General features: G+C 73.4%; 18 protein-coding genes and 1 pseudogene. 10 read left to right on the top strand and 9 right to left on the bottom strand.

The window, feature by feature from the left end; all coding sequences use genetic code 11:
• Positions 1-216 precede the first annotated feature (216 nt).
• The 4 genes and pseudogenes from E4U92_RS02440 to E4U92_RS02420 form a co-directional block, all read right to left on the bottom strand.
• Positions 217-483, bottom strand: coding sequence for a DUF397 domain-containing protein (locus E4U92_RS02440; RefSeq protein ID WP_137298555.1), 267 nt, complete (start codon positions 481-483; stop codon positions 217-219).
• Positions 443-1,290: pseudogene (locus E4U92_RS02435) on the bottom strand (helix-turn-helix domain-containing protein). The gene E4U92_RS02440 and the pseudogene E4U92_RS02435 overlap by 41 nt, the downstream one beginning before the upstream one ends.
• Positions 1,291-1,312: 22 nt before the next feature.
• The gene (locus tag E4U92_RS36210) at positions 1,313-2,560 is read right to left on the bottom strand and encodes a hypothetical protein (RefSeq protein ID WP_174863649.1); all 1,248 of its coding nucleotides are present in this window, start codon (positions 2,558-2,560) and stop codon (positions 1,313-1,315) included.
• A 63-nt stretch (positions 2,561-2,623) separates the two neighbouring features.
• Complete coding sequence (locus E4U92_RS02420) at positions 2,624-3,883, bottom strand: PP2C family protein-serine/threonine phosphatase (RefSeq protein ID WP_137298554.1); 1,260 nt, start codon at positions 3,881-3,883, stop codon at positions 2,624-2,626.
• Between the two features lie 141 nt (positions 3,884-4,024).
• On the opposite strand from E4U92_RS02420, the gene E4U92_RS02415 reads away from it, so the two are divergent.
• Together E4U92_RS02415 and E4U92_RS02410 are read left to right on the top strand one after the other, a co-directional pair.
• On the top strand, positions 4,025-4,465 hold the full coding sequence (locus E4U92_RS02415) for a hypothetical protein (protein WP_137298553.1): 441 nt from the start codon (positions 4,025-4,027) through the stop codon (positions 4,463-4,465).
• A 139-nt stretch (positions 4,466-4,604) separates the two neighbouring features.
• Positions 4,605-5,501: a hypothetical protein gene (locus E4U92_RS02410; protein WP_137298552.1), complete on the top strand. Its 897-nt coding sequence runs from the start codon at positions 4,605-4,607 to the stop codon at positions 5,499-5,501.
• 181 nt (positions 5,502-5,682) lie between these two features.
• On the opposite strand, the gene E4U92_RS02405 is transcribed toward E4U92_RS02410, so the two are convergent.
• On the bottom strand, positions 5,683-7,038 hold the full coding sequence (locus E4U92_RS02405; RefSeq protein ID WP_137298551.1) for an aminotransferase-like domain-containing protein: 1,356 nt from the start codon (positions 7,036-7,038) through the stop codon (positions 5,683-5,685).
• Positions 7,039-7,145: 107 nt separating this feature from the next.
• Here E4U92_RS02405 and E4U92_RS02400 point away from each other — a divergent pair, with 107 nt between their 5' ends.
• On the top strand, positions 7,146-7,934 hold the full coding sequence (locus tag E4U92_RS02400) for an alpha/beta fold hydrolase (protein ID WP_137298550.1): 789 nt from the start codon (positions 7,146-7,148) through the stop codon (positions 7,932-7,934).
• A gap of 85 nt (positions 7,935-8,019) precedes the next feature.
• Here the strand turns inward: E4U92_RS02400 and E4U92_RS02395 are convergent, their stop codons facing one another.
• Positions 8,020-10,098: a PhoX family protein gene (locus E4U92_RS02395; protein ID WP_137298549.1), complete on the bottom strand. Its 2,079-nt coding sequence runs from the start codon at positions 10,096-10,098 to the stop codon at positions 8,020-8,022.
• A gap of 209 nt (positions 10,099-10,307) precedes the next feature.
• Between E4U92_RS02395 and E4U92_RS02390 the strand changes: the two genes are divergently transcribed.
• The 3 genes from E4U92_RS02390 (at position 10,308) to E4U92_RS02380 (ending at position 14,411) form a co-directional block, all read left to right on the top strand.
• Positions 10,308-11,834, top strand: coding sequence for a VWA domain-containing protein (locus tag E4U92_RS02390; RefSeq protein ID WP_137298548.1), 1,527 nt, complete (start codon positions 10,308-10,310; stop codon positions 11,832-11,834).
• A 122-nt stretch (positions 11,835-11,956) separates the two neighbouring features.
• Positions 11,957-13,672: a methionine--tRNA ligase gene (gene metG / locus E4U92_RS02385; RefSeq protein ID WP_137298547.1), complete on the top strand. Its 1,716-nt coding sequence runs from the start codon at positions 11,957-11,959 to the stop codon at positions 13,670-13,672.
• Positions 13,673-13,727: 55 nt separating this feature from the next.
• Positions 13,728-14,411, top strand: coding sequence for a nucleotidyl transferase AbiEii/AbiGii toxin family protein (locus E4U92_RS02380; RefSeq protein ID WP_137298546.1), 684 nt, complete (start codon positions 13,728-13,730; stop codon positions 14,409-14,411).
• On the opposite strand, the gene E4U92_RS02375 is transcribed toward E4U92_RS02380, so the two are convergent.
• Positions 14,408-14,605, bottom strand: coding sequence for a DUF397 domain-containing protein (locus tag E4U92_RS02375; protein ID WP_137298545.1), 198 nt, complete (start codon positions 14,603-14,605; stop codon positions 14,408-14,410). The genes E4U92_RS02380 and E4U92_RS02375 overlap by 4 nt on opposite strands.
• Entirely contained in the window at positions 14,602-15,477 is an 876-nt protein-coding gene (locus tag E4U92_RS02370; RefSeq protein ID WP_137298544.1) for a helix-turn-helix domain-containing protein, read from the bottom strand. Before E4U92_RS02370 ends, E4U92_RS02375 begins: the two co-directional genes overlap by 4 nt.
• Positions 15,478-15,590: 113 nt before the next feature.
• Here E4U92_RS02370 and E4U92_RS02365 point away from each other — a divergent pair, with 113 nt between their 5' ends.
• The 4 genes from E4U92_RS02365 (at position 15,591) to E4U92_RS02350 (ending at position 17,814) form a co-directional block, all read left to right on the top strand.
• Entirely contained in the window at positions 15,591-16,106 is a 516-nt protein-coding gene (locus tag E4U92_RS02365) for an ATP-binding protein (protein ID WP_137298543.1), read from the top strand.
• 147 nt (positions 16,107-16,253) lie between these two features.
• A complete protein-coding gene (locus tag E4U92_RS02360) occupies positions 16,254-17,132 on the top strand; it encodes a helix-turn-helix domain-containing protein (protein WP_137298542.1) in 879 nt (292 codons plus the stop codon).
• An 80-nt stretch (positions 17,133-17,212) separates the two neighbouring features.
• Complete coding sequence (locus E4U92_RS02355; protein WP_137298541.1) at positions 17,213-17,560, top strand: hypothetical protein; 348 nt, start codon at positions 17,213-17,215, stop codon at positions 17,558-17,560.
• The gene (locus tag E4U92_RS02350) at positions 17,557-17,814 is read left to right on the top strand and encodes a cupredoxin domain-containing protein (RefSeq protein WP_137298540.1); all 258 of its coding nucleotides are present in this window, start codon (positions 17,557-17,559) and stop codon (positions 17,812-17,814) included. Before E4U92_RS02355 ends, E4U92_RS02350 begins: the two co-directional genes overlap by 4 nt.
• A 263-nt stretch (positions 17,815-18,077) precedes the next feature.
• Here the strand turns inward: E4U92_RS02350 and aspS are convergent, their stop codons facing one another.
• The gene (gene aspS, locus E4U92_RS02345; protein WP_137298539.1) at positions 18,078-19,841 is read right to left on the bottom strand and encodes an aspartate--tRNA ligase; all 1,764 of its coding nucleotides are present in this window, start codon (positions 19,839-19,841) and stop codon (positions 18,078-18,080) included.
• Positions 19,842-19,929 lie beyond the last annotated feature (88 nt).

Below are 19,929 nucleotides of genomic sequence, written 5' to 3'. Positions count from 1 at the left end.
TAATACAGGGCTTCACCCCCGCCTGTCGCCCGAATCGTCATCTCCGGCCTGACCATCCGGAGCCGCCGACGTTGCGAGGTAGCCGTGCTCGACCCCGCCACCCCCCGCCGCGAACACCCGCCCACCCGTCTCGCCCGCGGCCTGGCCGCGGCGGTGATCGCGGTGGCCACCCTCGTCACGGCCGCGAACGCCGTCCCGGCGAGAGCGACCCCCCAGCTACGCCCGCACGAAAGCCACGAACGCGGCGAAGGCCTCCGGGGTGAGCGTGAGGATGCCGTGACCGGGGTTCTTGGAGTCCCGGACGGCCACGCGGGCGGGCAAGTCGGCGACCTCGACGCAGTCGCCGCCGGTGTTGCCGCTGTAACTGGACTTGTGCCACGCGGTGGTGCCGAGGGGGGCGCACTCGACGCACTCGCCTCCGCTGCTTCCGCTGAATGACGACTTACGCCACTGAGCGCGCGTCAGGTCCAGGCTGCTTGCCATAGCGTTCCTCCATCACCCGGGCGATCAGTGCCGCCGACTCCCTCGGTGAGAGGGCCTCGGCCTGGAGGCGAGCGTAACCGACTGAACGCCGCCTGATCACTTGCGGATTGGCGGTCATGTGGCCCTGGTCGTAGCTTTCGCTGTAGTGCACCTCGGGGTGATCGTCGAAGCGCAGCAGGGTGAACGAGCCCATCATGCTGGAGTGCTGTCCGACCGAGAACGGCAGCACCTGGAGCTCCATCCACGGCCGCCCGAAGAGGGTCAACAGGTGGCCCAGTTGCTCTCGCATGACGTCCGGCCCGCCGATCTCACGGTGCAGTGCCGCCTCGTCCAGCACGGTCCACATCACGGGCGGTTGCTCGCGCCGGAGGATGCGCTGTCGCTCCATCCGGGCAGCCACCATCTCTTCGAGCCTGTCCCCCTGCTCCACGCTCAACACGGCCCGTGCGTACGCCTCCGTCTGCAGCAGCCCGTAGACCAACTGGCACTGATACGTGGAGATGTAGGCGGCCCTCCCCTCCATGTCCGCGAACGGCTGGAACCAGCTCGGCAACTGGCTCCGCAGCACCAGCCCGACCAGGCGGGAGAAGAACCCGTCCGTCATCAGCGCCGCGTCCGCCCGTTCGGCGAACTCGCGCGTGGGGACCTTCTTCGCCGTCTCGATCTGGCCGACCAGCGAACCCGTGCAGAAGATCACGGACCCGAGATCGGCCAGCCGCATGCCCGCCGCCTCCCGCTTGCGCCGCAGCTCGTAGCCGAAGTAGTCCAACGGTGAGCGCTCGGGTCGAGTTCACGGATGTTGGCCATGTAGCAGAGCGTAGCCGCACGACTACGCCTGCGTCTGCAGGTCCCGCAACCGCCCCCGTACGTCGTCCAGCGCGCCCTCGCGACGGCCGGGCACCCGGCGCCGCAGCTCCGCGAGGGCGGCCCCCAGCTCGCGGGCGCGGGCGGGGTCGTCGATGCGCCCCCACTGGTGGTGGGCGCGGTCGACGGCGGCCTCCACGGCGGCCGCGTCGGCCGGCTGGCCCGCGGCGAGGCGGGCCTCGGCGACGGTCAGCCAGGTGCGGCAGCTCCGCTCGGCGTCGCCCGCGAACATGGCGAGGTCGGCGCGCACCTCGGCCCAGTGCAGGGCCTCGTCCGACCCGTCGCCGTGGGCCTCGCGCGCCTGCCGTTCCCAGCGGGCGGCGAGTTCGTCGGCCTCGCGGTGCCGCCCGTCCTGGACGGCGGCGGAGATGGCGGTGTGCGGGTCGGGCGCCGCGCCGGAAGCGGACGCCCGGGTGGCGGGGACGGCCGCGGCCACGGTGGGGACCGGGGCGGCCGGGACCGCGGGGGCCCCGCCGGGCGCGGGGACCGGCGGCTGCTGCGGGAAGCCCCCGCCGGGCGCGGTCACCGGCTGCTGCACGGTCCCGGCCGGTGCCTGCGCCGGCCACTGCTGCTGCGCCGGGACCAGGTGCTGGGGCAGGAGCAGGTCGCCGACCTCGCCCTCGGCGGTCACGCGGGTCACCGCGGCCTGGTGGAGCTGGTCGAGTGCCGGACGGCTGCCGCTGCGCAGGATCGTCGCGACCGCCTTCATGTACGTCGGCGCGGCCACGGCGCGCCGGCCCCGGGGCGGCGCGACGCGCCCGTACACGGCGGTCGTGCGCCCGCAGTCGAGGGGGTTGGCGCCCAGCCACTGCCAGGACTCCGGGTCCGCGTGCAGGTCGGCGACCAGGGTGGTGGTGCCGGGCGGGCGCAGCCGCAGCTCCTCGCGCAGCCAGTGCCAGGGCAGTCCCGTATAGCGCACGGTGGCGGGCGTGGAGCGGGCGAGCGCGAGGTGCGGCAGCCGCTGGCGCCGGTCGAGCTGGAGCTGGCCGGTGACGAACAGGGTCAGCGGCCCGGGCGCGGCCGCCGCGGCCCGCAGCCGGGTCAGGACGGCCTGCGGCTCCAGGGGGTCGGCGAGTTCGACGACGTTCGCCGTGTCGGTCCCCGCGAGCACCGCGGGCGGCACCGCCGCGAGCACGGGCAGCACGGAGGCGGCGTCCACCAGGCGTCCACGGCCCACGGGCGAGGCCGCCAGCAGCAGCACGGTTCCGGGCATGGTCCCCTCCCCCTTCGATCACGTACGTCAGCACCGTAACCGCTGCGCCTGCAAAGAGGGGTGTCAGGACGGCGAACGTCCCCGTACGGGGGCGTCGCGCGCGGTGCGCCGTACCGCGAAGACCGTCGTGTCGTCGGCGAGGCGCCCGCCGCAGTGCCGCAGTGTGCCGTCGCGCACGAGCCGTACCAGCCGGGCGGGTTCGGCGAACCGGGGGTCGCGGGCGACGGCCCGGGCCAGCTCGTCGGCGAGCGGGTAGAAGCAGCCCTGCTCGTCGCGGGCCTCGGTGACCCCGTCGGTGACCATCAGCACCGTCTCCCCGGGGGCGAGCGGCACGCGCCGCACCGGGGGCGGGTCCGGGTCGGCGGTGAGGTCGGCCAGGCCGAGCGGCAGCCCGTCGCCCTGCGGCAGGCGGCGCACGGAGCCGTCCGGGCCGACGGCCAGCGGCGCCTCGTGGCCGAAGCCGACCAGGTCGACGTACCCGTCGTCGTCCCGGGGGAAGCCGACCAGGACCGCGGTGGCGAACCGGTCCCCGTCCGGCCGCCCCAGCGCCCCGAGGTGCGTGCGGTGGCGGCGCATCCGGGTCTCCAGGCGCCGGGCGACGACCGCCAGGTCCGCCTCGTGGTAGGCCGCCTCCCGGAACGTGCCGAGCAGCGCGGCCGCCGCCTCCACCGCGCCGAGCCCCTTGCCCTGCACGTCCCCGACGAGCACCCGGGTGCCGTGCGGGCCGGGCTGGACGTCGTAGAAGTCGCCGCCCACCCGGGCCTCGGCGTCGGCGGCGAGGTACACCGCCGCGTGGTCGAGGCCGCCCCAGGCCGGCGGCAGCGGGCGCAGCACGGTGCGGCGCGTGGTGTCGGCGACGTCCATCATGTGCATCAGGCGCTGCTCCCCGCGCACCCGCAGCTCGCAGGCCAGCACGGACAGCACCCCGCCGACGGCGACCAGCACGAAGTCCGCGGGCCCGGACTGGTACTGCTCGGCGGCGGCGAGGTCGGTGCCGACGTACGTGGCGAGGGACAGCACGGAGAAGGCCACCGTCGTCCACACCCCGCACAGCGCGGCGGCGATCGCCGACACGAACACGCACCACGAGACGATCCGGAACCGCCCCGTGGTGTTGAAGTCGACCACCGTGATGGTCACGAGCAGCAGCAGCGGCACCAGCCAGGTGACACTGCGCCCGCGGAACCGCAGCAGTTGCTGCCGCTGGAGCACGGCCCGGCGCGGGGCCGGGTTCAGGCGTGCGACGACGGTTGTGGCGACGCCCGGCCGGCCCCGGACGTGCGACGGCGCGGGCGGGCGTCCGGCTCGGGCCCTCCGCTTCATGGGCCCAGACAAACACGCCCCGGGCGGGCCCGCATCCGCGGTGGGCCGCCGTGATCCGGGCGCCCGAGTTGCTCCCACCCGGCCGCCGGGTGTGCCCTGGAAGGCGAGGGCGGGGAGAGACCAGGAGAGAGGAGTGCTCCCATGGTTCACGCCGCACCCACCGCGGGCACGCCCACCGGGATGCACCGGGCACCCGACGTCTTCGACGCGAGGGTCCACCGGATCATGGCCTGGGTGACACCCGTCGCGCTCGGGCTGGTCTACGGCTTCTGGGCCGCCGAGATCCGCCGCTCGGGCGGTCCCATCACGGGCTGGAACCTGCTGTTCGGCTTCGTCACGGCGCTCGCGTTCATGGTGCTGTACGTGGCCGTGCGGACCCTGGCCGGGCGTCTGCCCCGCGAACTGCACGCCGCGCTGTGGACGGCGTTCATCGGCTGCGCGTTCGGCTTCTGCTACAGCCAGACCGGCGCCAGCACCGGCCGCGCGGTGCTCATGTCGCTCGCGGTCTCGGGGCTGGCGTTCGTGCTGCTCTTCTACCGCTACTACACGCGCGAGGACGCCGAGGGCCACCGCGTCAGGTGACCGCGGGCCCGCCACCCGCCGTGCCCGCCGGGCCCCGGAGCAGCCGTCACGGCCGCGCCGGGGCCCGGCGGCGTCCGCGCCCCACCCGAACGGCGCACGTTCGCTCGCGGCACGCCCTCCGGCGCCGTTGCCTTGAAGGGTGTCGCCCCGTCTGAGGACCGCCTCCTCGGCCGTCCTGATCGCGCTGGCCTGCCTGCTCGTGCCGCTGGGCACGCTGGCGGCCTGGGCGGCGTACGACCTGACGGACACCGACCGCTACGTCACCACGATGGCGCCGCTGGCCGCCGACCCCGCCGTGCGGGACGCCGTCGCGGACACCGTGGGCGACGGCATCGCGCAGGAGATCGGCGTGAACCGGGTGTTCGCAGAGGACGCGGCCCGCTCCTTCACCGCCACCCCCGCCTTCCGCGCCGCCTGGGACGCCGGCAACCAGGCCGCGCACGCGGCGGTGATGACGGCCCTGCACGACGACGACCGCGCCGGTCCCGTGACCGTCGACCTGGCCACGGTGACCACCCCGCTCAAGCGCCGGCTCACCGAGGACCACGCCCCGTTCGCCGCCCGCCTCCCGGTCGAGCACCGGCCCGTCGCGGTCCTGCCGCCGGGGGAGCTGGCGGCCCTGAGGAAGGGCTACCACGTGCTGCACACCGCCGGATTCTGGCTGCCGCTCGCGGCCGTGCTCTGCGGCGCCGCCGGGATCGCCGTCGCCGCGTGCCGCCGGCGCGCGGTCACGGCGACCGCGCTCGGCACCGCGCTGGGCGGGGCGTTCCTGGGCCTGGCGGTGGCCGTCGGGCGCCGCCTCACCCTGGACGACCTGCGCGACCCGGCCCACCGCCCGGCCGCCGCCGCCGTCTACGACGCCCTCACCGCGACCCTGCGCACCGCGTCGTGGCTGCTGCTCGTCCTCGGCCTGACGGTGGCCGCCGTCACCTGGCTCACCCGCCGGGCGAGCCTGCGCGGCCGCCGCCGACGAGCGTCGGCGACGCCCGTACCGGGGTCCCCCCCGGCCCCGGAACCGGGCCGAGCCCGAGCCTGACGCCGCGCGGGGCGCGGGGCGCGGCGCACGGTGGGGTCGCGGTGATGGCGGTGCCCGGGGTGACGGCGAACGTCCGCAGCGCCCGCCCCAGGGTCGGCGCCGGAGCAGGGGCGAGCCCGGCGCTCGGCCTGCGGGGCCGCCCCCGCTGCGACCGTCACCACCGTCACCACCGTCACCCGGCTCAGCCGCCGGGCGGGCCCGTGCGGGCGAGCGCGGCGAGCGTCCGCAGCGCCTGGCCGAGCGTGGGCGGCGGGGCCGAGGCGAGTCCGAGGCGGACGGCGGACGGCGTGCGGTGCGGGTCGACGGTGAAGGCGGTGCCCGGGGTGACGGCGATGCCGTGCGCGGCCGCGGCGGCGGTGAAGGTGTCGGCCCGCCAGGGCGCGGGCAGCTCCCACCAGGCGACGTAGGCGCCGGGGTCGCTGCGCACGCGCAGCCCGGCCAGGTGTTCGCGCACCAGTTCCTGCCGCCGCCGCGCGTCCTCGCGCTTGGCCGCGACGAGCCGCTCCACCGTCCCGTCCCCGAGCCAGCGCACGGCCGCCTCCAGCGCGAACCGCCCCGCACTCCACCCGCCGGACCGCACGGCCGCGGCGACCGTCTCCACCCGCCCGGGCGGCACGACGAGGAACCCGACGGTCAGGCCCGGCGCGACCCGCTTGGACAGCCCGTCGACGACGTGCGCGAGGCCGGGCAGGTGCGCGGCGAGCGGCACGGACCCGGGCCGCAGGAACGACCAGATCCGGTCCTCCACCACCGGCAGCCCCAAGTCCCCGACGACCGAAGCGAGTTCGGTCAGCCTCCGCTCCCCGGTCGCCCGCGAGGTCGGGTTGTGCAGGGCCGGCTGGAGGTACAGGGCGGACAGCGCGCCCGAGCGGTGCGCGGCGGCCAGGGCGTCCGGCCGCATCCCCTCCTCGTCCCCGGCGACCGGCACCAGCCGCACCCCGAGCCGCCCGGCGATCTCCTTGACCAGCGGATACGTCAGCTCGTCGACCCCGGCCCGCCCGCCGGCCGGCACCAGCGAGGCGAGCGCGGCGGCGATGGCCTGCCGCGCGTTCCCGGTGAACAGCACCTGCCCGGCCCCGGGCCGCCAACCGGCCCGCGCGGGACCGCCCGGGACGGCGAGCAGCGCCGCGGCGGCCTCGCGGGCGGCCGGCGTCCCCGCGGCCGGGGCCGGGCGCAGGGCCTCGGTGAGGACGTCGGGGCGCAGCAGCGGGGCGAGCGCGGGGGCCAGCAGCTCCGACTGGCCGGGGACGGAGGGGTAGTTGAGCTCCAGGTTCACCACGTCGCCGGTGCCGCCGCCCTCGACCAGCGCCCGCCCCGCCGGCGCCTCGGGCGCGGCCCGCACGAACGTCCCCCGTCCGACCTCGCCCACGACCAGCCCGCGCCGCACGAGTTCGCCGTAGACCCGCCCGGCGGTGGAGGGCGCGATGCGGTGGCGCCGGGCGAACACCCGCTGCGGCGGCAGCTGTTGCCCGGGCAGCAGCCGCCCGTCCCGGATGTCACCGGCGATCTGCTCGACGATGCGCCGATAGGACTCCATGCCCGCCCCCCTGGCCTCCACCCTCGTCCCACACCCTCACCCCGGCATTGCACCGAGGACAAAGAGCTTATTGCACCGAGGAGTTGGCCGCGCCTAGGGTCGCTCCCATGACCCCCTTCCTCGCATACGAGGACAAAGGCGCGGATTCCCCCCTGCTTCCCCTTGTCCTGATCCACGGCCACCCCTTCGACCGCACGATGTGGGCCCCGCAGGTGGCCGCGTTCGCGGCGGAACGCCGGGTCGTGGTGCCCGACCTGCGCGGCTACGGTGCCTCCCCCGTCACCCCCGGCCGCACCCCGCTGTCCCGCTTCGCCGAGGACGTCGAGGAACTGCTCGACACCCTCGGCGTGGACTGCTTCGTGCTGGCCGGCCTGTCCATGGGCGGCCAGATCGCGCTGGAGTGCTACGGCCGCTTCGGCGACCGCGTCCGGGGCCTGGTCCTCGCGGACACCTCGGCGGCCCCCGAGACGGGCGCGGGGAAGGCGGCCCGCGCCGCCATGGCCGACCGGCTGCTCGCCGAGGGCCTGCGCGGCTACGCCGACGAGGTCCTGGAGAAGATGGTCGCCCCGTACGCCGACCCCGAGGTCAAGGCCCACGTCCACCGCATGATGACGGCCGCCTCCCCCGAGGGCGCCGCCGCGGCCCTGCGCGGCCGGGCCGAACGCCCCGACTACCGCCCCCTGCTGGCCGAGGTCACCGTCCCGGCGCTGGTGGTCGTCGGCGAGGACGACACGTACACCCCGGTCGCCGAGGCCACGTCCCTGCACGCCGCGCTCCCCGACGCGGCCCTGGCGGTGATCCCCCGCACCGCCCACCTGCCCAACCTGGAGGCCCCGGCGGCGTTCAACGAGGCCCTGGCCGCGTTCCTCACGCGCGTGGAGGCGGCGGACCGGTGACCGATGACCGATGACCGGTGCGGCGGAGACCCCGGCCCCCGCCGCACGGACGACGTGCACGGGGACGACGTCACGAGGGAGACCCTCAGACGCCGATGTCCCGCCCGTCCGCCCGCCACACGGCGACGACCGCGGGGCGCACGATCCGGCCGGGCCCGTCGGGCCAGGTGCTCGCGGGCTTCTCCACGGACGCCCCGTCGACCTCGCCCGGGTGCTGCACGGCGACCAGGACGCGCCGGTCCTGGACGATCGGGCCGCAGGTCTCGGCGCCGGTCGGCACGGTCAGGAACTGCTTGAGCTCACCGCGCCGCTCGCCGCGCGTGGCCACGCCGAACAGGCCGTCGTGGGAGCCGAGCTGGTTGCCGTCGGTGGAGATCCACAGGTTGCCGTGCGGGTCGAAGGCCACGTTGTCCGGGCAGGAGATCGGGCTGACCCGGTCCTTCGGGAACCCGGCGAAGTAGGTGGCCGGGTCCTCGGGGTCGCCGGCGACCAGGAACAGCGACCAGGCGAAGGTCAGCGACTCGGGCCGGTTGCGCCGCTCGGTCAGCTCGAGGATGTGCCCGTGCTTGTTGGCGGTGCGCGGGTTGGCCTCGTCCGCCTTGGCGTTGGCGCCGACCCCGCGGTTGCTGTTGTTGGTGAGGACGACGTACACCTTGCCGGAGACCGGGTTGGGCTGGATGTCCTCGGGCCGGTCCATCTTGGTGGCGCCGACCTTGTCACCGGCGAGGCGGGTGAAGACGAACACCTCGTCGGCGGTCATGCCCTCGACGTGCGAGACGGCGCCGTCGGCGGTCGCGGTGGCCAGCGGGATCCACGCGCCGCTGCCGTCGAACTCGCCGTCGGCGGGCAGCTTGCCCGTCCCGTCGATGTCGGCGGCCGGGGAGTCACCGGTGAGCCGGGCGACGTACAGGGTGCCCTCGTCGAGCAGCGAGAGGTTGTGCTCGCGCACGGCGCGGCCCGACCCCTTCCGCATGCGCTTGCTGCTCACGAACTTGTAGAAGTAGTCGAACCGCTCGTCGTCACCGGAGTAGACGACGGGCCGCCCGTCGGCGGTCAGCCGCACGGTGGCGGCCTCGTGCTTGAACCGGCCGAGCGCGGTGTGCTTGCGCGGCGTGGACGACGGGTCGTACGGGTCGAACTCGACGACGTACCCGAACCGGTGCACCTCGTTGGGCTCCTGGGCGACGTCGAACCGCTGGTCGAAACGCTCCCACTTGCGCTCGGTGGCGCCGGTGCCGATGCCGTACCGCTTGTCGGTGGGGCGGCTGCTGTTGGCGAAGTACTGGTTGAAGTTCTCCTCGCCGTGCAGGGTCGTGCCCCACGGGGTGGTGCCGCCGGAGCAGTTGTTGAGCGTGCCGAGCACCTTGGTGCCGGTCGGGTCGGCGGAGGTCTTCAGCAGGTCCGACCCGGCGGCGGGCCCGGTGAGCCGGAACTCGGTGGTGGCGGTGACCCGCCGGTTGAGGTGGTGGCGCGGCACGGGGGTGAGCTTCCCGGTACGGCGGTCCTCCTCCACCACGACGGCGGACAGGCCGTGCGCCGCCCAGGCGACCTCGACCTGCTGCCGGGTGGGGGCGGCGGCGTCGTAGCCGCGGAACATCAGCACCTCGTCGGTGTACTCGTGGTTGGCGACGAGGAGCTGCCGGCCGTGCTCGCCCGGCAGGGGCAGCAGCGCGAGGAAGTCGTTGTTGTACCCGAACTGACCGGCCTGGGCGGCGGCGGTCTGGCGCTCCGGGTCGAAGGCGGGGGCACCGCGCAGGATGGGCTCGCCCCAGCGGATGACGACGTTCTGCCGGTACCCGTCCGGCACGACGACGGCGTCGGTGGTGTTGGGCGCGACGGCGCCGAACCGCAGCCCGCGCGCACCGTCACCCTTGCCGGCGGGCCGCCCGGCCTTCCCGGCCGGCGCGGCGGAGGCGGCCGGAGCCCCCACGGTCCCCGCCACGGTTCCCGCGGCGGCGGTCGCCACGGTCACGACGGCGGCGGCGCGCATCACCGAACGGCGGCTGAGCGCACCGGAGATGACGTCGCCGACGTACGGGTTGTCGCTGGTGTTGGGGACCTCGTGGAAGCAGGCGTCACCGCACCGGAAGCGACAGGTCATGGCGGAACGCCCGCCGGGATGGGCCGCGGACGGCGTCCCGATGATCGGCAGCAGCTTGCGCACTTTGCTCTCCCCTTGCATGCCCTTGGTGTGGACGTGACGTTAGGGGCGGGTCCGTGCGGGGGCGCGGCGCGGCGGTGAACGACGGGTGAATCCCGGGCAGCGGCACGGTTCCCGAGGCCAGGGGGCGGTATTGACACCGACCGCCGCTAACCTTACGTGTCCGTCCTGGCCAGGGATCGACGGCTCACCTCACGCGAAGGGTTGCGCACATGGGCATTCTCACTCTCCTGCGAAACGCGTTCAGCAGGCCACGCAAGGGCCGGGGGCCCCAGCCAGAGGATGCGTCCCCTTCCCAGGAGGCAACCCCGGCGACCCCGGCGACTCCGGCGACCCCGGAACCCGCGAAGACGCCGACGATCCCGGAGCCCCGCACGGCGGCGGACGACGAACACGAGCTGGTGGCGGCAGCCTTCGACAACGTCACGGTCCCTCCGGCGGCAGCACGGAAGCCGGAGACCGAGGAGGAGCCGCCCGCACCGGAGCCCGAGCCCGAGCCGACCACCGAGGCGGAGCCGGTCACGCCGGAGCCCAAGCCCGAGGAGAAGGCCGCAGCCGACGAGGCCGAGCCGGCCGCTGAGGAGCCTGCGGCCGAGGAGCCTGCCGCCGAGGAGCCTGCCGCTGAGGAGCCTGCGGCCGAGGAGCCGATAGCTGAGGAGCCGGAGGCCGAGGAGCCGGCCGCCGAGGAGCCGGCCGCCGAGGAGCCGATAGCTGAGGAGCCGGAGGCCGAGGCGCAGTCCGTCGCTGAGGAGCCGGCCGCGGCAGAGCCGGAGGCCGAGGAGAAGCCCACGGCGCAGGAGCCCGCAGCCGAGGAACCGGTCGCCGCAGAGGCCGAGGCCGAGGCCGAGCCGGCCGCCGAGGCGGAGCCGCAGGTGGAGGAAAAGGCTGAGCCTCAGGAGGAGCCGGCCGCAGAGGCGGAGCCGGCTGAGGAGCCGGAGGCCGAGACGGCGGAGGCCGTCGAGGACGAGCCGACGCCGGACGAGCCCGCGGCCGCCGACGGCGAGGACACCCCGCAGGGGCCACCCGCACCCGACGACGAAAGCAGCACGGGTGGTGCGGGTGGGAACAAGACCGAGGCCGAAGGCGAAGCCGAGGCCGAGGTACCCGAGCCCCGGAACCCCGTCGCCCACGCCCTCGCCAAGCTCGACAGACAGCACACCCCCGCCAAGATCTACCTCGTGCTCGACCGCTCCGCGAGCATGCGCCCGTACTACAAGGACGGCTCCGCCCAGGCCCTCGCCGACCAGATCCTCGCCCTCGCCGAGCACCTGGACCCCGCCGACACCCCCACCGTCCACGTCGTCTTCTTCTCGACGGAGGTCGACGGCACCACCGACCTCACCCCCACCGACCCCGACCGCGCCACGAAGATCGACGACGTGCACGCGTCCCTCGGCCGCATGGGCCGTACCAGCTACCACGCCGCCGTGGAGGCGGTCCTCGCCCACCACAAGAAGTCCGAGGACCCCAAGGCCGACGCCCTGGTGATCTTCCAGACGGACGGCGCGCCCGACGCGAAGACCCCCGCCACCCAGGCCCTCACGGACGCCGCGAAGAAGCACCCGGAGGTGTTCTTCTCCTTCGTCGCGTTCGGCGAGCACGACAACAAGGCGTTCGACTACCTCCGCAAGCTGAAGACGGACAACGTGTCGTTCTTCCACGCGGGCCCCACCCCCCGCGAGCTGACGGACGCCGAGCTCTACGAAGGCGTCCTCACGAACTGGCGCCCGCGCCCGTAGGCAAGCCGCAGAACCACCCCGGCCGCCCGCTTCCCACGCCGTAAAACGGCAAGCGGGCGGCCGACCCATGTCGGCTACCATTTCCAGGTTCGTAAAACAACCCGACCTGGGAGCAGCCCCCGATGGCTCGACACCTCATCACCAGCGCCCTTCCGTACATCAACGGGATCAAGCACCTGGGCAACATGGTGGGGTCCATGCTCCCGGCGGACGTGTACTCCCGGTACCTCCGCCAGCGCGGCCACGACGTCCTCTACATCTGCGCGACGGACGAGCACGGAACCCCCGCCGAGCTGGCCGCCCAGGAGCAGGGCCTGCCGGTGGCGGAGTTCTGCGCCCAGGCGCACGAGCAGCAGAAGGCGATCTACGACGGGTTCAGCCTCGCGTTCGACTACTTCGGCCGCAGCTCCTCCCCGCAGAACCACGAGATCACCCAGGAGATCGCCCGCGAGCTGAAGGCGAACGGCTTCATCGAGGAGCGGGCGATCCGCCAGGTCTACTCGATCACCGACGGCCGTTTCCTGCCGGACCGCTACATCATCGGCACCTGCCCCCACTGCGGCTACGACAAGGCCCGCGGCGACCAGTGCGAGAACTGCACCCGTGTCCTGGACCCGACGGACCTGATCGAGCCGCGTTCGGCGATCAGCGGCAGCAGCGACCTGGAGGTCCGCGAGACCAAGCACCTCTTCCTGCTCCAGTCGACGCTGGCCGGCGAGGTCGAGGCGTGGGTGGACGAGCGGGCCGACAACTGGCCGGTGCTGGCGTCCTCCATCGCCCGCAAGTGGCTGACCGAGGGCCTGCACGACCGGGCGATCACCCGTGACCTGGACTGGGGCGTCCCGGTGCCCGCGGACACCTGGCCGGACCTGGCGGCCGAGGGCAAGGTCTTCTACGTGTGGTTCGACGCCCCGATCGAGTACATCGGCGCGACGAAGGAGTGGGCGGACCAGGACCCGGAGAACCGCGACTGGCGCTCGTGGTGGTGGGAGTCGGACGCCGACGTCCACTACACGCAGTTCATGGGCAAGGACAACGTCCCCTTCCACAGCGTGATGTTCCCGGCGACCCAGCTCGGCACCCGGGCGCCGTGGAAGAAGGTCGACGTCATCAAGGCCTTCAACTGGCTGAACTACTACGGCGGCAAGTTCTCCACGTCGCAGCGCCGGGGCGTGTTCACGCACGACGCGCTCGACATCCTGCCCGCCGACTACTGGCGCTACTTCATGATGGCCAACGCCCCGGAGTCGGACGACTCGTCGTTCACCTGGGAGCACTTCACGGCCACGGTGAACAAGGACCTCGCCGACACCCTCGGCAACTTCGTCAACCGCGTCCTGTCCTTCTCCCGCAAGCGCTTCGGCGAGGCCGTCCCCGAGGGCGGCGAGCCGGGCGAGGCGGAGGCGAAGCTCGGCGCGGAGATCGCCCGGCTGCTCGCGGAGTACGAGGAGCAGATGGAGGCCCTCCAGTTCCGCAAGGCGGCGGCGGCGCTGCGCGCCCTGTGGTCGGCCGGCAACTCCTACCTGGAGGAGAAGGCCCCCTGGCTGGAGATCAAGACGAACAAGGACGGCGCGGCCCTCACGCTGCGCACGGCGATGAACCTCATCCACCTGTACGCGGTGGTCTCCGAGCCGTTCATCCCGACCACGTCGGCCGCGATGCGCGCCGCGTTCACGCTGCAGGACGACACCGCGCGCTGGGTCACCGCGGACGAGGCGCGGTCGCTGACGGCGCTCCCGGCCGGTACGCCGTTCACGATCCCGCCGGTGCTGTTCGCGAAGCTGACGGACGAGGACCTGGAGGGCTACAAGGAGCGCTTCGGCGGCCAGGACGCCTGAGCGCGCAGCGCGTGAGCAGCGGGGTGTGGGCGTGGACCGCTACGCTCCACACCCCGTGAACGTTCCCGCACCCCACGCGCGTCTCCTCGCGGACGCAGGCGCCGCCGGCCTGTCCCATCCACTGGCCCTGGCCGGCGGCCACGCCCTGGAGGCCCACGGCCTGATCGAGCGCCCCCACGCCGACGTCGACCTGGCCACCGAGGCCCCGGAGCCGATGGAGGAGGTCACCGCCGCCGTCGAGCGGGCGCTGACCGACCGGGGCCACGAGGTGGCCGTCCGCTCCCTCACCCCGCTGTCGGCGCAGCTCACGGTCACGGACCCGGAGACCGGGGAGACGAGCGAGCTGTCCCTGCACAAGGAGGCCCTGCGCCACCCGCTCGCCGTCACCGACCTCGGCCCGGTACTGGCCCTGGAGGACGCGGTGGGCACCAAGATCCGCGCCCTGTACGACCGGGGCGCGGCCGTCGACCTGATCGACGCCCGCGCGGCCGCCGCCCGCTTCGGCTTCCCGGAACTGGAGGAGCTGGGCCGCCGGCACGCCCGCGACCCGTTCGACCTGCCCACCCTCCAGTCCCGCCTGACGGGCTCGGACTACTACCCCGACAGCGCGTTCACGGCGTACGGCCTGGACGCCGCCTCCATCCCCGGCCTGCGCGCGTGGGCCCAGCACTGGTCCGACGACATCGCGGAACGCCTGCTGGAGGAGGGCGCGTCCCCGGACGCGGACCCGGAGCCCTAGCGCCCGGCGGCGAGCAGGAGGAAGTCGGCCCACGCCTGCGGCGCGAGGGCGAGCCGGGGGCCGGTGTCGCGGTACTTGGAGTCACGGACGTGGACGGTGCCGGGGGTGCGGGCGATTTCTACGCAGGAGTTGCCGTCGCCGCTACTGCTGTAGCTGCTCTTGAACCAGGTCGGCGTGGAGGGGTTGCCGCTCATGTCTCTCCCAGCATCTGCTCGATGAGAGCCCGTGACTCTCGGGGCGTGAGCGCCTGGGCCCGGATCATGTTATAGCGCTGGTCCAAAATGCGGATCTGCTTCGGATCGGTCACGGGCCGGCCGTTGAACGCCCCCTCGGAGCGCCCCACTTCCGTACCGTCCGGGAACTTCAGCACCTCGATCAGTCCGCCCGTGCCGAAGTGGTCCTCCGTCTCCGTCGGCATCACCTGGATCGAGACGTTGCGCAACGCGCCCAGCTCCAGCAGACGTTCGAGCTGACGACGCCACACCAGTCTGCCCCCGACCGGCCGCCGGAGCGTCGCCTCTTCCTGGACGAAACTGAGCGTCGGCGCGGGGGACCGCTGGAAGATCGAACGACGAGCCATGCGCGCGGCCACCATGCGCTCCGTCTCCTCGTCCGAGTAGGCGGGGAGCCACACCCCGAACAGCGCCGCCATGTGCTCCTCGGTCTGCAACAGACCGGCGATGTTGCTGTTCTCGTAGACCCCGATCTCAACGGCCCGCGCCTCCATGTCCGCCAGATCCCGCACCTTCTTCGGATAGCGGACCTTGGCCACGTCCTCCTTCATCGCCGCGAGCAGCCCGCCCGCGTCCAACACCTCGTCCGCCCTGTCCAGGAACTCGGGCCGGGGGATGCGCTTGCCGCTCTCGATCTTGTAGACGAGGTCCTCGCCGTACCCCACGGCCCGGCCGAACTCGCCGGCCCGCATGCCGACGGCCTCGCGCCGCAGCTTCACCTGCCGCCCCACGGTGGCGACGACGGCCACGCCCCACTCGTCGTCCGGGTCGACCTCCCAGCCGGGCTCGTCGGCCTCGGTCCTCAGACGCCGGACCTCACCGTCCACCGACATGCGCGTTCCTCCCCCCGACAGGCCCGGACACGGCCGGACAACGACCGGACAGTCACCGTACGCAAGCACGGTGTCACTCCCCACGGTAGGCGCATCCGGCCACGCTGAGTGACGTGATCCAGAACTTCAGCGTCCTGCTGTCCCCGACCCCGCGTGGTGCCCGGCTCGCCCGCCTGCTGGCCACCGAGCAACTGCGCGACTGGGGGCTTCCCTTGGACCCGGCCCGGCTCATCGTGGCCGAGCTGGCGAACAACGCCGCCACCCACGGCCGCGTACCGGGCCGCAACTTCCGGCTCCTGCTGTACGTGGTGGGCGACACCCTCCGCATCGAGGTGACGGACACGCGGGGTGACCGGCTCCCGCACCGCCGAGCTACGGACGAGGGTGCCGAGGGCGGCCGGGGCCTGGCGCTGGTGGCCGCCCTGGCGGACCGCTGGGGGGTCGTCCCGGGCCTGCCGCCCCGCAAGACGGTGTGGGCCGAAGTCACCCACCGGGCTGGGCAGTCACCGGAACCTGAACCCCCACGCCCCGGTCGGACCGGCGCTCCCCAAGAACAACCCACCGGGGAAAAAGCACCCCACCAAGCCCCACCCCTCCCTCCCGCCGGGCGGCGTCACTCCGGCGAGTGAATATGCCCAACTGGGCTGGATTCGCACCCGGTTGCGTGCCCTACGCTCAGCGCCAGCAGCACGCGACAACTCCAGACATGCGACGGCCCTCGCCGGGACTGCCATCCCACTGCGAGGGCCTGACCACCGAGGAAGGGCAACTTCCCGATGGACACCGAAAACCGTAGCGCGACCACCCCCGCCGAGTCCCGTGTCCCGGCGAAAAACCACCCCGCCGGGTACCGTCCGGCCGGCGTCGTCCACGAACACGTCCGCCACACCGAGAACTTCACGGTGATCGGCAACGACCTGGCGCAGCACCCGGAGCTGTCCCTGCTCGCCATCGGACTGGCCTGCCACATCCAGTCGGTGCGCCCGGGCACGGCCGTCGACATCAAGACCCTGGCCGCCCGCTTCCCCGAGGGCCCGACCCGCATCGCGGCGGCGCTGCGCGAGCTGGAGACCCACGGCTACCTGCGCCGCAGCCGCGAGCGCACCGTGACGGGCCGGATCGTGACCCGGACGGTGTCCTGCAACCGCCCGGGTCACCGGGCCGCCGCCCGGGAGACGGCACCCCGCAGGCCCGCCCGGCGCACGACCCCCGACGAGCCGGCCCCCCGCAAGCGCCTCCCCGCCGTCCCGCAGCCCGCGTACCCGGCCCCCGCGCTCCTCCGGACGGCCGTCGACGTCCTGGCGGGCCTGCGCCGCCACGACCCCCGCCTGCTCCTGTCGGCCACGGACGCGGAACACCTGGCCCCCGGGGTCGCCGCCTGGCTGGAGCGCGACCTCACCCCCACGGCCGTACGCCACGCCCTGACCGCGAACCTGCCACAGGAGCCCCTGACCCGCCCGGCCGCCCTCCTGGCCCACCGCCTGACGGCGCACCTCCCACCCCCGCCCCCGTTCACCCCTCCCCCCACCCCCCGCCACCCGTTCCAGACGTGCGACGGCTGCGACCGCCCCTTCCGCGCCCCGACCCCCGGCCGCTGCCGCGACTGCCGACCCGCTCAGTCACCCCAACCAGAGGGAAGCGACCACCAGCAGTGAGACTCGCCCATGACCTACAGCGGCCCCTCCCTGTGGCGGCTCGGCCGGATACCCTGGTCGGGGTACGCCTGGAGGACACCATGAGCACTCTGCCCGACCACGGACGCGAGCTGGTTCCCCGTCCCGAGCACACACCCGAGGCCCTCCGTGCGGCCCTCGCCGTCGTGGCTCCGGGCCGCCTCGCGGAGATGCAGGCCACGAAGGACGAGGCGTTCGCCAAGGCCGTCGAGTGGCAGTCCCTGAGCCCCGTACAGAGTTGGGTCCTCCGCTGGGCCCGGGACATCGAGATCGCCCGCCGACCGGAGTTGGCGGCCCGATTCGAGCGCGCGGAGAGCAGGCTCGAGGACGAGGACCCGAGCGTCGGTGAAGAAGCCCTACGCGAGCTGTCCGCTGTATTGGACCAGGCCATGAGGGCAGTGCGCGGTTGAGCTGGAAGTGGGAGTACGCCTTCGGCGCCGAGGAAGCCGCCCGCTCCGCACCCGCCGCCTTCCTCGCCCAGGTGGAAAGGAAGGCGGACGAGCTCGTCAGGGCCGCCGAAGCCCTCCACCTTCACGGTCGGGACCATGAGGGCTTCGATCCGAAGGGCGGCGACGTCATCGTGCCGGGCGGCATGTTCCGGTACCAGGTCGTCGTACGCAGCCAACGGGTCTACGTCGTCCAGATCACCTGCCTCGGATTCTGAGCCGGACCACCCGCCGTGGGACGCCGCCGCGTTGTAGGCGGCGACCAGGTCGGTCGGCTCCCGGCGTCGCCTCCGGCCCCACGACCACCCGCAGCCGCCTGTTCACGGCCGCCGCGCTCGGCCTGACCCAGCAGGACTCGACCATGCTGGGCGGCACCGGCCTCTCCTTCTGGGCCTGACGGCACCGGGACGGGCCGGGGACAAGCCGAAGGGGGCGGGAAACGGATCGTTTCCCGCCCCCTTCGGCGGAGTCAGGCGCAGTCCTACTTCGGCTGCGGCTTGCGCACCGTCAGGTGGAGTTCCCGCAGGCGGGACTCCTCCAGCTCGGTCGGGGCGCCCATCATCAGGTCCTGCGCGTTGCCGTTGAGCGGGAAGGCGATCGTCTCGCGGATGTTGGGCTCGTCCGCGAGGAGCATGACGATGCGGTCCACGCCGGGGGCGATGCCGCCGTGCGGCGGGGCGCCGAAGCGGAACGCGCGCAGCATGCCCGCGAACTCGCGCTCGGTGGTCTCGCGGTCGTAGCCCGCGATCTCGAACGCCTTGAGCATGATGTCCGGCTCGTGGTTGCGGATCGCGCCGGAGGACAGCTCGACGCCGTTGCAGACGATGTCGTACTGCCAGGCCAGGATGTCCAGCGGGTCCTGGGTCTCCAGGGCCTCCATGCCGCCCTGGGGCATCGAGAACGGGTTGTGCGAGAAGTCGATCTTGCCGGTCTCCTCGTCCTTCTCGAACATCGGGAAGTCGACGATCCAGCAGAACCGGAAGACGTTCTCCTCGAAGTGGCCGGCCCGCTTGGCGGCCTCGACGCGCACCGCGCCCATGATCTTGGAGACCTCGTCGAACTCGCCCGCGCCGAAGAACACGGCGTGCCCGGCCTCCAGGCCGAGGCGCTCGGTGAGGACCTTGACGTTCTCCTCGGTGAGGAACTTCGCGATCGGCCCGGACAGCTTGCCGTCCTCGCCGACGCGGACCCAGGCGAGGCCCTTGGCGCCCTGGGAGACGGCGAAGTCGCCGAGCTGGTCGAAGAACTTGCGGGGCTGGTCCTGGACGGCCGGCACGGGCAGCGCCCGCACGTGCTGACCGGCGAACGCCTTGAACTCGCTGTTCTCGAACACGTCGGTGAGGTCGACCAGCTCCAGCTGGGCCCGCAGGTCCGGCTTGTCGGAGCCGTACTTGAGCATCGCCTCGCGGAACGGGATGCGCGGGAACGGCGAGGTGACGTGCCGGCCGCCGCCGAACTCCTCGAACAGCTCGGTCATGAGCTTCTCGATCGGCTGGAAGACGTCCTCCTGCTCGACGAAGCTCATCTCGACGTCGAGCTGGTAGAACTCGCCCGGCGAGCGGTCGGCGCGGGCGTCCTCGTCGCGGAAGCAGGGCGCGATCTGGAAGTAGCGGTCGAAGCCGGAGATCATCAGGAGCTGCTTGAACTGCTGCGGCGCCTGCGGCAGCGCGTAGAAGCGGCCCGGGTGGATGCGGGAGGGCACCACGAAGTCGCGCGCGCCCTCGGGGGAGGTCGCGGTCAGGATCGGGGTGGCCAGCTCGTTGAAGCCGAGCCCGCTCATCTTCTGCCGGATGGCCGAGATGACCTGGGTGCGCAGCATGATGTTGCGGTGCATGCGCTCACGGCGCAGGTCCAGGAAGCGGTACTCCAGGCGCCGCTCCTCGTTGACCCCGTCCTCGGTGTTGATCGTGAACGGCAGCGGGGCGGCCGCGCCCAGCAGCTCGACCTCGCCGACCTCGACCTCGATCTCGCCGGTGGGCAGGTCGGCGTTGATGTTCTCGGCGCCGCGGGAGACGACCTTGCCGTCGACGCGGACGGTCGATTCCTTGGAGAGCTTGTCCAGGGCCTCGTAGGCGGGGGTGCCGGGACGGGCCACGAGCTGCGTGATGCCGTAGTGGTCGCGCAGATCGATGAAGAGGATGCCGCCCAGGTCGCGCCGATTGTGCAGCCAGCCACTCAGCCGGACGTCGGTGCCGACGTCAGAAGCGCGGAGCTCGCCGCAGGTGTGGGACCTGTACCGATGCATCGTCGTTCATCCAGTCTTCGCGGATCGGGGTGGAGGTTTCGGCCGGTACCGCCCGGTCGCAGCCGGTTTCGGCCGGTGTTTCACGTGA

The sequence above is a fragment of the Streptomyces galbus genome, assembly GCF_005280195.1.
Classification (GTDB): Bacteria; Actinomycetota; Actinomycetes; order Streptomycetales; family Streptomycetaceae; genus Streptomyces; species Streptomyces galbus.
Note: the sequence above shows the minus strand (reverse complement) of the source record. Positions and strands in the feature narration are given on the sequence as shown.